Origin of the sequence: Marinicrinis sediminis (genome assembly GCF_042685085.1) — a bacterium.
GTDB classification, from domain to species: Bacteria; Bacillota; Bacilli; order Paenibacillales; family KCTC-33676; genus Marinicrinis; species Marinicrinis sediminis.
In genome coordinates this window covers 201052-217636 of sequence record NZ_JBHUMM010000010.1, presented here as the reverse complement: position 1 = coordinate 217636, position 16585 = coordinate 201052, and the positions used below count along the sequence as shown (strand labels likewise).

14 protein-coding genes and 1 pseudogene are annotated in these 16585 nt (G+C 49.5%); 1 reads left to right on the top strand and 14 read right to left on the bottom strand.

The genetic code is table 11. From position 1 onward, the window contains the following. Nucleotides 1-145: 145 nt before the first annotated feature. The 8 genes and pseudogenes from ACFSUC_RS06965 to ACFSUC_RS06930 all read right to left on the bottom strand — a co-directional run. On the bottom strand, nucleotides 146-1672 hold the full coding sequence (locus tag ACFSUC_RS06965; RefSeq protein ID WP_379928799.1) for a S1C family serine protease: 1527 nt from the start codon (nucleotides 1670-1672) through the stop codon (nucleotides 146-148). A gap of 131 nt (nucleotides 1673-1803) precedes the next feature. Then, nucleotides 1804-2214 (bottom strand): YugN family protein, encoded by a 411-nt coding sequence (locus tag ACFSUC_RS06960; protein WP_379928798.1) that lies wholly within the window; start codon nucleotides 2212-2214, stop codon nucleotides 1804-1806. A 69-nt stretch (nucleotides 2215-2283) separates the two neighbouring features. After that, complete coding sequence (locus ACFSUC_RS06955) at nucleotides 2284-2943, bottom strand: response regulator (protein WP_379928797.1); 660 nt, start codon at nucleotides 2941-2943, stop codon at nucleotides 2284-2286. Continuing rightward, on the bottom strand, nucleotides 2940-4010 hold the full coding sequence (locus ACFSUC_RS06950) for a sensor histidine kinase (protein ID WP_379928796.1): 1071 nt from the start codon (nucleotides 4008-4010) through the stop codon (nucleotides 2940-2942). The genes ACFSUC_RS06955 and ACFSUC_RS06950 overlap by 4 nt, the downstream gene beginning before the upstream one ends. A gap of 5 nt (nucleotides 4011-4015) precedes the next feature. Continuing rightward, on the bottom strand, nucleotides 4016-5083 hold the full coding sequence (gene liaF / locus ACFSUC_RS06945) for a cell wall-active antibiotics response protein LiaF (protein WP_379928795.1): 1068 nt from the start codon (nucleotides 5081-5083) through the stop codon (nucleotides 4016-4018). Nucleotides 5084-5408: 325 nt separating this feature from the next. Continuing rightward, nucleotides 5409-5537 carry a hypothetical protein gene (locus ACFSUC_RS06940; protein WP_379928794.1) on the bottom strand — a complete coding sequence of 43 codons (129 nt, stop codon included), beginning with the start codon at nucleotides 5535-5537 and terminating at the stop codon, nucleotides 5409-5411. 93 nt (nucleotides 5538-5630) lie between these two features. Further along, on the bottom strand, nucleotides 5631-6137 hold the full coding sequence (locus ACFSUC_RS06935; protein ID WP_379928792.1) for an RNA polymerase sigma factor: 507 nt from the start codon (nucleotides 6135-6137) through the stop codon (nucleotides 5631-5633). Between the two features lie 362 nt (nucleotides 6138-6499). Continuing rightward, nucleotides 6500-6868: pseudogene (locus tag ACFSUC_RS06930) on the bottom strand (3D domain-containing protein); the annotation flags it as partial. A 715-nt stretch (nucleotides 6869-7583) separates the two neighbouring features. On the opposite strand from ACFSUC_RS06930, the gene ACFSUC_RS06925 reads away from it, so the two are divergent. After that, on the top strand, nucleotides 7584-7877 hold the full coding sequence (locus ACFSUC_RS06925) for a hypothetical protein (RefSeq protein ID WP_379928791.1): 294 nt from the start codon (nucleotides 7584-7586) through the stop codon (nucleotides 7875-7877). 121 nt (nucleotides 7878-7998) lie between these two features. Here the strand turns inward: ACFSUC_RS06925 and thrS are convergent, their stop codons facing one another. From thrS to ACFSUC_RS06895, 6 genes are all read right to left on the bottom strand, one after another. Next, nucleotides 7999-9939, bottom strand: coding sequence for a threonine--tRNA ligase (thrS, locus tag ACFSUC_RS06920; RefSeq protein WP_379928790.1), 1941 nt, complete (start codon nucleotides 9937-9939; stop codon nucleotides 7999-8001). Between the two features lie 412 nt (nucleotides 9940-10351). Further along, nucleotides 10352-11230 carry a sporulation protein YtxC gene (gene ytxC, locus ACFSUC_RS06915; RefSeq protein ID WP_379928789.1) on the bottom strand — a complete coding sequence of 293 codons (879 nt, stop codon included), beginning with the start codon at nucleotides 11228-11230 and terminating at the stop codon, nucleotides 10352-10354. Between the two features lie 146 nt (nucleotides 11231-11376). After that, nucleotides 11377-12627 (bottom strand): extracellular solute-binding protein, encoded by a 1251-nt coding sequence (locus ACFSUC_RS06910; protein WP_379928788.1) that lies wholly within the window; start codon nucleotides 12625-12627, stop codon nucleotides 11377-11379. 79 nt (nucleotides 12628-12706) lie between these two features. After that, nucleotides 12707-13141, bottom strand: coding sequence for a hypothetical protein (locus ACFSUC_RS06905; RefSeq protein WP_379928786.1), 435 nt, complete (start codon nucleotides 13139-13141; stop codon nucleotides 12707-12709). Continuing rightward, complete coding sequence (locus ACFSUC_RS06900; protein ID WP_379928785.1) at nucleotides 13110-14726, bottom strand: response regulator; 1617 nt, start codon at nucleotides 14724-14726, stop codon at nucleotides 13110-13112. The genes ACFSUC_RS06905 and ACFSUC_RS06900 overlap by 32 nt, the downstream gene beginning before the upstream one ends. 60 nt (nucleotides 14727-14786) lie before the next feature. Further along, nucleotides 14787-16565, bottom strand: a complete 1779-nt coding sequence (locus ACFSUC_RS06895; RefSeq protein ID WP_379928784.1) for a sensor histidine kinase — start codon at nucleotides 16563-16565, stop codon at nucleotides 14787-14789. Between the last annotated feature and the right edge of the window lie 20 nt (nucleotides 16566-16585).

Genomic DNA, 16585 nt, shown 5'->3' with positions numbered 1-16585 from the left:
CCATCTATTTCTCTGTTCACATCGATCTATTTCTCTATTCACATCAATCTATTTCTCTATTCACATCAATCAATTTCTCTCACTTCGTCTTTACCGCGCCTTCCCCGCGCCTTGTACAGTGTGCGGCGTATCATCAATACGGTAATCAAGACTGACTACGATCGCCGATCATCACGACAGCTTCGAGCTGTTTGCCGTCCCGAATGATGACCATGTTCACCTTGTCACCGACGTCCTTGCTGGAGATGATGTCGATCAATTCTTCCGTGTTCTTTACCTTCTTGCCATCTACTTCAACTACAACATCTCCAGGCTGGATACCTGCCTTGGCAGCCGGGCCGCCACGCTCCAGTTGCGTGACGAAGGAGCCGTCTGTGCTTTCCAGATTGTAGCTCTCCAAATAAGCTGGTTCAATATCTGTCAAATAGACGCCAATGTACGGCTTCGGAATGGTTTCATTGGTCTTCAGCTTCTCCACGACATCCAGGATCGTACTTGTTGGAATGGCAAAGCCAATTCCCTGGGCATCTGTGCTGACTGCCGTATTCACTCCAATGACTTCTCCCTGCAAATTAAGCAGCGGGCCGCCTGAGTTACCTGGGTTAATAGAAGCATCCGTTTGCAGCAAATGTTCATAATTGCGTTGTCTGTTTCCATCCGGGATCGAGATCTCCCGCTCTCTCTGACTGAGTACCCCTACACTAACGGTATGGTCAAAGCCGACCGGATTCCCGATCGCCACCACCCAATCTCCTACATTCAGGGAGGCGGAATCACCCATTTTCAGCGTTGGAAATGCTTTATCTGACTCAATTTTCAGAACAGCCAGATCCAGATCAAAATCCGATCCGAGCAGTTCCGCCTTATACGGTTCCTTGTGGCCTTGAATTTCCACATAAATCTCATCCGCGCCGCCTACGACATGCTCATTGGTCAGCACATAACCGGATTCTTCAAAGATAAACCCGGAACCCATGCCCGCCGGTCTTTTCTGACCGTTTCCATTGTTGTTATCCGGCTGCACATATTGATCCCCGAAGAAATATCGGAAAAAGTCATCATTGGAAAACGGACTTGCATTCGAAGACTGGGACGCGTACGTCTCAATCTTCACAACAGCCGGACTGGCCTGATTGACAATACCGGAGAATGAATCCGGGCTGACATTGCCGTTAAAAGCCGTCTGGGAAATACCAGGTGTAGTTGTGGACTGACCTTGTGAGGACGCAGCCTGCATTTGCACCGGATCATCGGTAAACAGATTGGTTCGGTCTGCCGCAAACATCAGGCCGCTCACAACCACTGCACCCGCAAGAAAACTGGCAAACATACGCTTGATCCCGGAGGATCTGGCAGGCTTCTGCTGTACGCGCCAGGTTCGATTCGCGGAGGAAGTCTGCTCGGCAGAACCGGCGTCCATCAAGACAGGGGTCTGGTCAGGAGCGGTGGATTCAGTAGACGCATCCTGTACCGGAATGGCATCTTCCTTGGACCGATAAGGCCCGTATGCGTAATACGTACTTACCGTACGCTCAGGGCGCTCGGCAGGTGGAGACGCGTCATCTTCATCCCGGGAGCGATCGGGTTGCTGCTCATTTTCGGAAGAAGCGTCACGGGCATCATTTTTGAAAAAATCATCATATGGATTGCGAGGTTTATTGGAATCGTTCATCGAAATACAGCCTCCTTTTTCATGTATCCTTTCACATGCATGCATGACTGGAAGTGTTCATGTGCGATATCTATATCTTGCACCTTTAACCTTAATAGAACCTTAATTCCAGCTAAAAAGGAGTTAAAACTTTATACAAATGCCTGTTCAATGCGGGCTAGCAGTTTCTCCGCGCTATCGATCCATTTCTTCTCTACCTCCGCATCCGCATCCACCGGAGCCTGAAACTGATCGAGCATGGCCCCATAGGTTCGGATACGGGCTTCCCCGTCCAGTCCCTCCTGATAGACATGCTTCAGCACATACGGTGTCCCCAGCTGAATCTGCGCATCCGGATCGTCCTGCAATCCGTCGAACGTACCGGAGACCACTTGAAACGGGATGCGAAGCCATACCTTCTGTCCTTCTTCCAGCGCCCGGTCAAAACAGCCATGCGCGTAGTCCCAGTTGCCTCCGAGGGAAAAGCCTTGCTGCTTCAAGGCCTCATGAATGGCCATATAGCGATCTTGCCTGTTTTCGATGGTAGATGAGATCGGATACATAAAAAGGCTCTCCTTTGGTTTTTTCCATAGGATGAGCCTCGCCTTCTCATTTTAAACATTCGCCATGCATCACGATGAGCCTGCCCAACCTTTTCGATGGGCAAATACCGCGAGCTGCGTACGATCCTCCAGCTGACATTTCATAAGTAAATTGCTGACATGGGTTTTGACCGTTTTGATACTGATATGTAGTTCCTCCGATATTTCCTTGTTCGTTTTCCCCTCGGCAATCAAGAGCAGCACTTCCTTCTCTCGCGGGGTCAGTTCTTCATGCTCCTGATGAGTCAGTCGGTGGCGAATACCACGAGTCAAAGCCTGGGAAACTTCCGATCCCATCATCTGCTCACCTCTGCTGGCCCGTCTCACGACTTCAACGAGCTCCCCAGAGGACACGGTTTTCATCACATAGGTGAGCGCACCTGCCTCTATCGCCTCCACCACCTTCTCGTCCTCCAGAAAGCTTGTCAGAATGACAATACTCGCTTTGGGATGTTGACGGAGCACCTGCTGCGTGGCTTCCACCCCGTTCATGCCCTTCATCATCAAATCCATCAGAATCACATCCGGAAAATCGGCATCGGACAACGCAGCCAGCTGCTGAATGGCATCCGCACCGCTGCTTGCTTCTCCCGCGATCTCTACATCCGGCTCTACCATGAAATAGGTCTTCAGTCCGGCACGAACCATGTCATGATCGTCGACTAAAAACAGACGAATCCTGTCGCTCATGCTTGACGCTCCTCCTCTCCTTCTGACCGATCCGGCTGGCTGTCCGCTTCGTTTGCGAACAATGGAATGCGCATGACGATTTTCGTGCCTGCTCCTCCATGACTGACGATCTCAATATGTCCGCCCAGCTTTTCTGCCCGTTCCTTCATATTATTCAATCCATAGGAGCCGACCGTCTCCTGCGCTGTGAATCCCTTTCCGTCATCCGTCAGATTCATCAGCAGACGATGTCGGTCACTGCGCAGATACAATACCGCATGCTTGGCTTCAGCATGCTTGACAATGTTGGCCATCGCCTCCTGAATGATGAAAAAAACCTGATGCTCGATCGATTCAGATACCGGTTCATCCATCTGAATATCCAGGCTGCCCTGCAGCTCATTCTGTCTGCAATAGTCCGGAAACCACGACTGCAACGCTTCGCCCAGGGTTCGATCCTCCAGCTCCATCGGTCTCAGCTGTGCAATAAAGCCCCTCATCTGTTTCTGGGCTGAATGCGACATCTCCGTCAACTGCTCCATGACCTGTCTCGCAGCCTGCGGATTGTGTTCGAGAATGCGGATGAGGGAAGAGGCCGACATGTGGATCGCAAACAGTTGCTGACTCACGGTATCATGCAAATCCCGTGCCAGTCTCTTCCTCTCTTCCAGGACGGCCATCTCCTGCGTCTGTTCCTTCATTGTACGCTCTTCTCCGATGATTTGCAGCAATTTCATCCGCTGCTCCAAAGCCGCAGCCATCCGATTGAACGATTCACTGGCATCTTCATAGCCGCCCCAACCAGCCGCATTCATCCGTGTCTTGTATCTGCCCTTCTCAATCTGTAGCAGACTCAGTTGCAGCTCATCCAGCTGTCTCTGGTAGCTTCTTGCCACCAAGTATCCGATAAAGGCATGGGCAAGGAGCACAACCAGCACCGTGATCCAGATCTGTTTCGCAGTAAGAAAATCCCCGTCATACCAGTATACCTGCATGGCTCCCGCCATCCCGATAGCCAGCACGGCGGCTCCCATAAAGGAGACGAGCAGCTGCCACTTCGAATGTCTCAGCTTCTTCAATACAATCATCTCAGCTAGCCCACCTGTCTGATCTTGATATCGCCGATAAACATACTCGCCGATATTCTAATCTTCTTGGGTGCCTCTGCATAGGCAGGAGACTGATAGGACATATTCTTCATCAGGCCGCTGTCCTTGCGGTCAAATACCTTCATATCTCCGAGGAAAGAAGAAAAGTGCACGTTCAGTTCGAGATCTGTATCCTCCGGGACAAAGATCTTGACATCGCCGATAAAAGCAGAGACGGTTATTTTGGTCTCCCCGTACGCAATGTCAGCCTTTGTCAGGTCAATGACCGTATCGCCTACAAAATGAGAGATGTTCATCGGCTCCAGTCTGTAGAATTGATGACCGAGCGTGAAATCACCGATAAACTGATTATGATTCACTGGCTTTCGTTTGTCCGGTCTCCCGCCATATCCTCCGTAATGTTCCTCATCCATATAGCCGTATTCATGGTCGTCTTCCATCCTCGCATCTGAATCGTACCGAGCATGATTGCCCTCACGCATGCTGCCTACGTCTGTCGCGGTCGTCTCGCCACGAGCCAGTCTCTGTTCTTCACGTTCCAGATCCTCCATCTTCTTGCGCAGCTCCGCCTTCAGTTCTTCATCCGTGAGCGTTTTTTCATTCCGCAGTTCTTCTCTGGCCATTCTCCATTGTTCTTTCATTTCGTCCTTTGATCGCGTCCATTCCGAACGGGCATGATTTTGCTCGTAACGCTGATCCTCTTTCCAGTGCGACCAGTTTTTTTTGGGACTCAGCATAATACTTAACCCCACTACAATCAGCACCACCGGCAAGATCAACGGATAAATTTGGCTGAATTCCATATGGATGTAACCGAGATTGTGTCCAAGGAAATAAATCCCGAACGCCAGCCCCAGCAAAGACCACAGCATATTCGCTCCATCCTGTCTGGACAACAGGCCGATCGTACAATAATAAATCAAAATCACAGGCCAGAAATCGGCAAACAGCATACCGATATTAATATGCCAGTATCCGATCTGATCCAGAAAAAAGGCCACACCCATCCCAATCAGCAATAGTCCCCAAAATATGCGCGAAGAGAGTTTCATCTGTATCTTCCTTTCCTGCTTCCTGCTTATCCTGGAACGAGCATTCTTCTCTCTCATCCCAACCTTCTATCACCAGTGTATCCAATTGGAAATGGCGGGTAAAGGAGCGGGGGTAGGAATTCTTCTCGGTCTCCAGACGGAGTTCAACAGCAAAAAAAGACCGCCTGACAGGGATGCTTGCATCCATCAGACGGTCTTTCTCTGCGATTGCGTGAGCCTGAACATTGTGAAAGTGAACACAGGAGAAGACATACGCAACGCATTGGCTTCATGAGCAAATTCGGCGGCACACGCATTAGACTTGATGCTTTTTCGAGTGGCCGGATTACTTTTCAGCCTGTTGATTTGCTTTCGCTGCATTCGCTGCATTCTTCGCGGCTACTTCTTCTGCAAACTCAGCGTTGTATTGTTGTTGTGGTTGTTGGTTTTGTTTGTTTTTGTTGTTCTTCGCCATGTCTGTTCACCTCCCCATACTCTGCTTGGAAGAGAACATGCCCTTCCACAACACCTAGTATGGTTCAGTGATCGTGCTTTTATGTAATGCCCTTTAACAATTTTGATCCGTCAGCTTCTTTTTGAGTTTCTCCCTGCAACGAAACAGACGAATCTTGACCGTTCCGAGCGGAATGCCCATCCGGTCCGCAATCTCCTGATCCTTGTAACCGTACATATACTTGTACTCCATCATCATACGCAGATCCTTGTCCAGCTCTTTCAGCTGCTCCCTGACATCATAACCCGCCAAATGCTCCTCAATGGTCATCTCGCCACCATGTGACTGGTCGGCAATCAACCGGTACTTGCCTTCCTCCATTGATTTGCGTTTGATCATATTCAGGGCGGTCTTGTTGACAATGGACTTTGCCCACTGGATAAACTTCTCCTTGTGATCAAGCGAATCCAGATGCTGCAGAATCTTGATCCATGATTCCTGGACGACATCCAGTGCATCCGCTTTATTCCGCATTCTGGCATAGGCAACCGTCATCATGTCGCGGTATACTTCCTCCAGAAAAGTGGGTTCTTTCATTGGCTCAATGGATGAATACTCCATGATTTAATTTCCCCCATTCCCCAAATTGGTGAGAAGTTAAACCGAACCGTCTCCCGTCTTGTCGAAATCCGGTCTCGGACAATCGTCGAACAAGTGGGAAGGTTCAACAATATTCACTAAACTTTATCAAATGTTTATTTTTGTTTACTTTTGGTTCCTCCATTGTAACATATCCAACAACAATTGGATGCTCATTTACAACACTTATATTTTTCTTGACAAAATCTGATGGATATCAACAGCAGACGCGATTAATGTCACACGACCCTCACACCAATATGAAAATACAGCCATACAGAGCAAAAAAGCCCGGACAGAAGTGTAAGGCTTCCGCCGGGCGTACGTTTGATTGATTGTGATACTCAAATCGCCTGATAGGTTTTCATTTTCTGTTCAAACATTTCTTCAGTCAGCTTTCCAGAGCCTCGTTCAATGACGTAGACATCAAGCGTTTTCTTTCCCCACTGTGTGAAGACATCGTCTTTTGTATGAAAATACAAGTCAATGACATTCCCCTTAATGGCAGAACCGATATCGGCCACGACCCCATAGCCGTAACCGGGAATCCACAACACGGTTCCCAGAGGAAACATATCCAGATCAGCCGCGATGGTCGAAACGATATCCCGCTTCACTTTGACCCCTGAATAAGTAATGCCATACTCCGGATGACCCGGTTCCTTGCCCGTCGATTCGATCCCCGCATAATAACCGGTTGCGGTAACCTCCACGGTCTCATAGTGACCAGACAGCTGCTCATCGCTCCATGCGGCCAGATCCACTTGGTGTGAACCTTCCCTTTCGTCAGCTATTTGCTTCTGCTGTGGCGTGACCGGTTCAATTGCTTGTGCCGTCTCTTCGGCATGTACATCTTGATCCGCGGTCGGTTCCAGCGGCTGATTTGCCGCAGATGCTGTCTGTTCCTGCTGTAAAGATTCCTCTATCAGTGGCAATGATGCTACTCTGCGCTCATAGGTACTGGTCTGAAACAAAGTCGGCGGCTTGACCGATTCCGCTGGTGCTGCGGACAACTCCGTTTGCCGCTGAAGCTGAAGTGCCTCAACCTGCTCTTCTGTCGAGAGAGTGGTTGGCAATGGCGCTGCCGATCGTGGTGTCGGCAACGAATGTCTGTCCTGCCCGGACATGACCATACTAATGGATATCATGAGCATCAGCAGCATACTGATACTGAGCCAGTTATGAACCCGTCGAATAAGAAATCGCATATACGATTCACCCCTCCTAGATAAGAGCGTGTCCACAATGGAACCCGTTTATACCTGTGAGAGGTTTGGGGAGATAATATATGGTATGATAATTACATTGTTCTTTACGATTATTAGGAAATGATGGGTTATACTGTATGTCTTCAGGACACCTCTGGCTGGTTATTCATACCTGACAGCACCGATGTGCTGCCAGTTTTATTTTAAGGAGGTCAATGTGATGGGAAATCCTCACCAGATTACAAAATATGGATTACTTGCTACCGCGGTATTGTCTATGATTTATGGTTTCTATATTCTCAACAACAGTAGCAAATGGGCCCATACGTTTTCATCAAAAGTGTATCTGGAGAATGTTTCAAAAGGAAGGCCCTCAGTAGAAGTTCAAACCGCTGTTCTGCAAAGTTACAGCGTAAAATATTTTTTAATCGGATCATTGTCATTTCTGCTTGGGTTAACCCTGTTCACGATATGGCTTATTTATTTTGGAAAACTGAAAAATAACAACGTCTGATGTGGTTGGCTTGTAAAAAAATAAATGATGCCCATGTTCATGATTCGTTAAAAAAGCCAGAGACGGAAGAACGTCTCTGGCTTTCGTGTTGTTAGGGACTGTTAGGGATTCTTAGGGATTGTTAGCGATACTGTTTGTTGCCGACTTCTTCCCGGATCATCTCGACAAACTCTGCCACAGCACGCATCCCGATATCTCCTTCGCCGCGTTTACGCACCGATACGCCTCCAGCTTCCCGTTCATTTTCACCAACGACAAGCATAAACGGATGCTTCTCCAGCTGGGCTTCGCGAATCTTGTAACCAAGCTTCTCATTTCGGAAGTCACCTTCTACCCGGATGCCCGCTTCCTGAAGCTGCTCGACCACCTGGTGGGCGTAGTCGTCGAAATGATTGGAGACAGGAATGACCTTTGCCTGAACCGGAGAAAGCCAGACAGGCAAGGCACCTGTAAAGTTTTCCAGCAAGAATGCGGTCATGCGTTCCATCGTGCTGATAATTCCGCGGTGAATGACGACCGGGCGATGCTTGTTCCCGTCCTCGCCGACATATTCCAGCTGGAAGCGGTCCGGCAGCAGGAAATCCAGCTGTGCAGTGGACAAGGTCTCTTCCTTCTTCAGTGCAGTGCGAATCTGCACATCCAGCTTCGGACCATAGAATGCAGCTTCTCCCTCTGCTTCATAATAAGGAATGTCCAGTTCCTCCACGACTTCCTTCAGCATGCGCTGGGACATTTCCCACATCTCGTCATCCTGGAAATATTTCTCCTTGTCTTCCGGGTCCCGATACGAGAGACGGAAACGATAATCGGTGATGCCGAAGTCCTCATACACTTCCTGAATGAGTCTGACTACCCTGGCAAACTCCTGCTTAATCTGGTCTGGTCTACAGAAAATATGGGCGTCATTCAATGTCATAGCTCTTACCCGGTGCAGGCCGGTCAAGGCTCCCGACATCTCATAACGGTGCATGGTGCCCAGCTCGGCGATCCGAATTGGCAGTTCACGGTAGCTGCGCATGTCCGACTTGTACACCATCATATGATGCGGACAGTTCATTGGACGAAGCACCAGTTCCTCATTGTCCATTTCCATTTTAGGAAACATATCTTCCTGATAATGCTCCCAGTGACCGGAGATCTTGTACAGTTCCACGTTTGCCAGCACAGGGGTATAGACATGGTGATATCCGAGCTTCTCTTCCTTGTCTACGATATACCGCTCGAGGATGCGTCGAAGCTTGGCACCCTTGGGCAGCCATAACGGTAGCCCCTGACCCACTTCGCGGTTAAACGAGAAAATTTTGAGGTCCTTGCCCAGACGTCTGTGATCGCGCTTCTTCGCTTCTTCAAGCAGATGCAGATGCTCATCCAGCTCCGCTTTCTTCGGAAAAGCCGTGCCATAAATCCGCTGGAGCATCTTGTTGTTGGAATCGCCCCGCCAGTAAGCTCCTGCAACGCTTTGCAGCTTGAACACCTTGAGCTTGCCAGTGGATGGTACATGTGGGCCTCGACACAGGTCGAAAAATTCGCCCTGATCGTAAATGGTGATCACCGAATCTTCGGGAAGATCACGGATCAGCTCCAACTTGAGGTGATCGCCCAGTTCTTCATAAGTGCGCAGCGCTTCTTCGCGGCTTACCTCTCTGCGCTGAATCGGCAGATTTTCCTTCACAATGCGGTTCATTTCCTTCTCAATCTTGTCCAGCTCTTCGACGGAGATGGAATGCTCCAAGTCCATATCATAGTAGAAGCCGTCCTCAATGACGGGACCGATACCCAGTTTAACCGCCTGGTCTCCATACAGACGCTTGATCGCCTGTGCCATCAAATGCGCGGTACTGTGCCGAATGACTTCCAGTCCATCCGCACTGTCTGGCATCACGATCTCGAATGCGGCGTCTTCGATAATCGGTGCATCCAGATCAACGACCTTGCCATTGACTTTGCCTGCGATTGCATTTTTCTTCAGACTGCTGCTGATGCTGCCAGCAATGTCACCTGTCGTGATCCCGGCATCATATTCCCTTACAGCGCCATCAGGAAAAGTAATTTGAATTGACATTTCATATCCCTCCATCAAGTGTTCAGAAAACAACAAAAAACGCCTGTCCCAAAAGGGACGGCGTCTGTTCAACCCGCGGTTCCACCCTAGCTTCCAGCATCAGACACACTCATGCTGCTCAGGTATTCGATAACGGAAATAACCCGGTCATGCATACTGGCTGCTACAGGCTTGCTGGCAGCGTTCCGCATTACAGCTACAAAGGGGTCAACCTCTGTCGACACTGGAGGAAATTGCAGCCCATGTTCCCTCTCTCTGTACAGCTCGCTTCAGAAGTTGGTATCTTTGATCTTCGCGTTGATTGTTTCTGACATGTTATTTGCCTTAATTATAGTCGGTTGCGAACCGTTGTCAAGCCCGTTTACACATTCTTCATACTGATCGCAGATCCCTTGGCTGATCATAGAGCCCTTCACGGAAGCGGGATCGGTCGCTTCGCTTCAAGCGGAAACGGCGCATCCCTGCAAATATGGGTGCGCGACTCGAAAATCTGCTCGATCGTGCGAATGACCTGAAGCTCCGGCTCTTCCGTGTGGATGTATATTTTCTTCGGGGATACATGGATCAGCGTGCTGACGATCATATCCTCGTAATTCAGATCCTGATCCAGCATCTCGACGACCACCGACTCCATCTGTTTGGACTTGATCGGCTGCAGCTGTTCATCAAGCAGTACAAATTCATAATCTCCCTTATGCACCAGATGCACATACGGGACCTTCGTTTCCTGCACGTATACGAAATATTTAAGCAAATGAATGAAATCCTGATATTGCCGCTCCATGACATATTCATCGATCGCAAATTCAGCGAGCTCACGCAGTTCGTTCTGATACCCGTGCAAGCGAAACCGGAACAGTCCAATCAGATTCAGCTGTCCCTCAAGCGTCAAATGGGGCAATATTTCTTGTGACAACCGCTTCACCCGGCACGCATAGCCGCCTTCCTCATCCTCTTCCTCCATCAGCTGTTTCGTGTAATCCGCCATCTTCACCCGTTCCTCGGATCGTTTTTCCTGACAGATTCGCTGGATGAGCGACTCTATAAATGCATGCTCGCAATGTCCGATCATAAATGAGGCGGACGCCCGGCTCAATGGCTCCTTCAGATCACATGCAAGCAATTCCGGTTTATATGATACATGGACTTCCCTGCGATCCATATAACTTTGCAAGCTAATGACAACCGCTTCCTCCGTGTAAACAGGCGCTACTTCGCTTTTGAGCGCGGTCGCAAATGCAGCCGCCTCCTCCGTCCCCTGCCCTGTAAACACGACAGCAAAATGCTTCATTTGCCCACTCCTTTCTCCAACTGTTTAAAGTATATGGGGTGCCAACCACAGATATACAATCAAACGATTGGAAAAAGCATGGCCAACAACACGGTGCCATGACCCGCTGTCAACCCGATCATCCACGCTTCAGACTGGACAACGGCCTACGGTTCAACCTGCAATAACTGATCCATTTTTTGCGCAGCTTCTGTAAGAGCCGCCTCTGTTTCCATCTCTCCCTGAAAAATGTGAGTCAGGTAGGTCACATATACCTCATCAATTTGTTCCCAGTTAATCACCGGCGGTCTCAGAAAAGCATGATCCAGTGCATCCATATAAGATTGCACATATGACATTTTCTCAGCATCCTCATGCAGCTTCTCCGCGGTCTCCATATGCGTAGGCAGTATCCCGGTGCTTGCCATCAGCATCTGGGCTTCTTCTTCCGCCATCCATTTCAGAAAGGTCCAGGCTTCCTCGGCAAATTTAGTCCCCTTCGAAATGACCAGATTTTCCCCGCCCAGAATAGACGTATCGAGTGACTGATTGGGAAACGGAACCGAAATCACCTTGTCCAGTTTTAACCGATCCGCAGGCTGGCTCTGCTGAATGCTGAAAAACCATGGCCCCGCATCAATCATAAAGATGCGATTGCTAAGAATCCCGCCCCACAAATCCGCCGTCCGGGAGAACATATCGGGTCCCAGCACCCCGGCCTGATGCAGGCGAACCATTTCATCGATTGCCCGGACACTGTCAGGATGATTGAAGTAGCCGCTGGCCTGCTTGAAATCCGGATCGGTCAATTTCCCGCCTAGCGCGTAAAAGTAAGGCAGACTGTACCAGGGCTCCACACTGGCCATCCCGATGACATAGTTCCTTTGTTCTGCAATCTGGAACAGCTCCTGTATCGTATCAGGCGGCTCGCTGTATCCTGCGGTTTTCAGGAGCAGTTTGTTGTACACGGCAGTTTTTGTGTTGATATTCAGCGGAATGCCATAGTATACGCCTTCGTACATGTTCGTCTCCAAGGCAACCGGATGAAGTGACTGCTTCACCTCATCGAAATCAGGAAAGGAGCTCACCGGATACAGCACACCCAGATGAGCAAATTGCGGCACCCAGACAATGTCCATGCGAATAATATCGGGTGTCTTGTGCGAGGTCGCTCGGGCAATCAGGGTAGATCTGAGCTCCCGAGTATGCGAGACCCGAACCGGCTTGATCTGGATATCCGGATGCAAGGCATGAAAGCGGGGGACAACCTCCTGCTCAAAGATTCGAGTTTCTTCCTCGCTGTACGTATGCCACAGCTCCAACGTCACATTCTCCTGCTCATGCAGCTTCTTCACTTCGTCGGGATCTTCAATGATTCGCTGATTCAGGCATCCGCTCAGCAGCACGATCGACAGCATGCACAGAACACACAGGAAAAGCCCCTTCACGACTCGAGATTTTTGCGGCGCAGGCAATGGATGAAATGCCTGCGGTGCACTAGATGTTCTCGGTGTTTTTGGTGTACTCGATGGTTCCCGTGACTGTGTTTTGAGTATTCTCAGTGTTGTGAGTTTGCTCAGGGTTGTGAGTTTGCTCAGGGTTGTGAGTTTGCTCAGGGTTGTGAGTTTGCTCAGGGTTGTGAGTTTGCTCAGGGTTGCGAGTATCTTCAGGGTTGTGAGTATCTTCAGGGTTGTGAGTTTGCTCAGGGTTGTGAGTATTTTCAGGATTGTGAGTTTGCTCGGTGTTCTCGATGGTTCTCGTGACTGTGTTGTCGATGTATACCGTGTTGTCGATGTATTCCGTGTTGTCGATGTATTCCGTGTTGCCGGTGTTCTTGGTTTTGGGGATGTTCCCAGTGTTTGCACTTTTGAAAGTGTATGTGAAATGGGCGTCATTGGCTTCACCTGCCTCGATGAATTTCCCGATAGTCAACGGGCGAACAGGATGTCATTTTCTTAAACAGCTTGCTGAAATATTTCACGTCATTGAAGCCCGAGGCTTCTGCCACCTCGTACACTTTTAATTCGGTATGCTCCAGCAGTTCCTTCGCTTTTCGGATGCGAAGCTGAATGACGTAATCAATGAAATTTTGTTCCGTATATTTTTTGAACAAGATCGAGAAATAATTTTTGCTAATGTGAACAATATCGGCTACTTCTTGCAAATGAATGTCCTGCTGATAATGTTCATGAATGTAATCCAGCGCCCGTTCCATCGGAGAATCATAGGAGGGATGACGATCCTGCTTCTCATCGAGCAGACGATGACATTCCTCTACCTGAGTCAGAAACGTATCCAGAAAATCTTCGATCGTTTCCGTCTCCTTCATGGCATCAAACCGCTCCAGTAAGTGAACGGATTCCATATGGTTGGAAAATTGCAAGGAAAGCAATTCGCACGCTTCATGCTTGATCCGCATTTCATCCCCATGTGAACAGGCTGTATGAGACAGCGCTTGCCAGGTCTTTATCCATGTCTGAAGCAAGGACTGCATGGCCTCATTGTCATTCAGGCGAACTTTCTGCATCAGCTCACTCTTGAAGCGGTCAAACTCAGGCTGGTTTGCCTGAGTGGATTCTCCCTGGCTGCTCAGGGGGGTTGTCTGAACCGCTTTCGCTTCCACTTCATGCTGGTATATATGACCCAGCCCTTCAAAAAATCGGCGCTGGCAGGCCAAACGGCTATGTTCAACGGCTTCATTCAACTGTCCAGCGTGATCGGCCTGGTCCATTCCCATCGTCAGCTTGTAGCCGATGACCGACTCCAGATCCCCTTTCAGCTTTTCCATGAACGATGCATCCTCGGATTCAGCAGGAAGCAGCAGCAGCAGTTCCTCACTGGAAATGTGCAGGGCATAACCTCGGTCTAGCTGATCATAGAAGGTCTCCACGAGATCTTCCCAAACAATCGTTCTTTCCAGTTCCCCGACTTCCGCCTCGCTCCGGCCTTCGTGCACCCTGTCCAGTCTCACGCACACGACCCACATCTTCGTCTCCATCCATGACGGAAGGGAAGCAGCCGATTCAATCGGTTGCTTTTGCAACAGGTTGCGCTTCAGCAGCTGTTCGACTTTCTTCCGTTCGAGTTGCCTCGTGCTGCTGGCATACGCATCGATGACATCGTGCATGCTGCGCTCTGCCTGCAGCTGTCGGATACACGTGTGCAAGACCTCCAGGAGTTCCTCAGGCTCAAGCGTCGGCTTCAGAATATAATCCATCGCGCCGAGCCTCATCGCTTCCCGCACATAATCAAAATCATTGTAACTGCTCACCAAGATCACCTTGGCATGGGGATAACGTGCGATGACCTCCCGTGTCAGCGCCAATCCGTCCATAACCGGCATTTTGATATCCGTAATTAAAATGTCAAGCGACTGGTTGTGCAGCAGCTCCAATGCCTCACTTCCATTCGCACAATCTCCGATCACCTGCATCCCATGCTGCTCCCATGGAATGGAAGCCCGTATCCCGAAACGGATGACCGGTTCATCATCTACAATCAGCACCTGATAAGCCACAGTGATTCCCCCTTCTCTTTCTCTGGATGTTTTGAACTGTATGCCTGTATGCGAGCTGAATCAGGATGACTGCCGCGCCATGAGCAGAATCCGGATCTCGGTGCCTTCCCCTTCCCGGCTGTCCACCTGAATGCGGGAGGAACCGTCAAAATAAAGCTGCATGCTCTCATAAACATGCTTCAGTCCAATACCAAGCCATCCTTCCTCGATCGCCTGCTCAGGATCGTTCAGCAGCTCTACCTTTTCAACAGGCATCCCGATGCCGTTATCGGTGATGACCATCTCAATGCCTGCCAGACGCTTGCGAACCTGAATGGTAATCTCTCCATTCTGATTGCGCGGTACAATGCCGTGGAAAATGGCGTTTTCCACTAATGGTTGAATCAGCATGCGCGGGATCATGAAATCCTCCGCCCGTTCATCGATGTCCAGGATGAGATGGAACTTCAAGTTGTATCGGAGTTCCAGAATCACCAGGTATTTCTCGATAATTTGCAGTTCTTCCGCCAATGTAATGAAATTGCCCTTCTTGCCCATATTGGCTTCCAGCAGCCTGATTAGGGCCGAGATGCCATTGTAAGCCTGTTCCGACTGATTGTACTTGATCAGCCACCTGATCGTACTGAGCGTGTTGAACAGGAAGTGCGGATTAATGCGATGTACAACGGCTCTCAGTTCCGCTTCCTGCTTCTTCCGATCATTCTCCTTCACCTGCTCCATCAATTCACTGACGCGGGAGAGCATCTTGTTGAAATGCCGGCTCATCAGCCCGATTTCATCCAGTGTATGGACCTGGGTTCGAACCGTCAGATCCCCCTCTTGCACTCGCTTCATCTGTCTTGTCAGTTGCTTGATCGGCTTGGTGACGCGAGAGGCGATAAACAGCCCGATTATGATCGCCGCAAACGTATAGATCAGAAAAGAACGCCATATATTCTCGTGCAGACGATCAAGCTGACCGGTAATCTCCTGGATCGGCACGACCCCGACCAGCAGCCAGCCATTACTCAGTCTCTGCTTGACCCCGTAATAGGGAATATCACGATGGGAGAATTCAAATTCGATTTCTGGACGCTGAATGACCCAATTTGCCAATTCCGTATTGGGAATTTTCTTGTTGATCAGGGACAGATCATCATGAATCATAAATTCTCCCGCCTCATTGACGACAAACAAGGTCCCAGACTGGCCCAGTTGAATGGCGTCAATGCGTTCAAGCAAATCTCTGCCATTGAGATTGACCATAATATATCCCTGATTTTGCAGGGTTTCAAAATCCTTCAGCACCCGTACAACGGGAATAACAAGATCCGTTCGCTTGCCAGCACCGCTGAACAGGTCATACTGCAAGCCGCTCCAGACCAGCTCACCGTCCATTTCACCTGCCCGCTGTGCCCAGTCAAATTCAGAGAGCGTATACTGATTCAGCTTGGGTTGGGAGAACGTCCCGCTCCCCCAGCTGTCCTGCTCCTCCCGGAGCACGTAGATCATCTTGACGAACGAACTGGAATAAACCAGATTATTCAACGTAGCCGTCATAAAACGATCCTGGTCACTGGCTTGATTCCATGGACCTTCATTTTTGGCCAGCTGCTGAATATTCGTGTCACTATAGAGCAAATCTGATGTATCGCTGGCCACATCCATAACAAAGGACAGAGAGTCCGTTGCCTGCTTCATAATTTGAATCGACGATTGCCTCACATTGTTTTTGACCGTTTGGGTAGACACCCAGTAAAAGGACAGGCTTGTAAGCAAGGTCGGAATCAAAATCACAAGCAGCATGGCTATAATCATCTTGGATGCAATCCGCTGGCGAAAGTGGTTGATTGGAAACATTCTGCATCACCTAAGCGCTT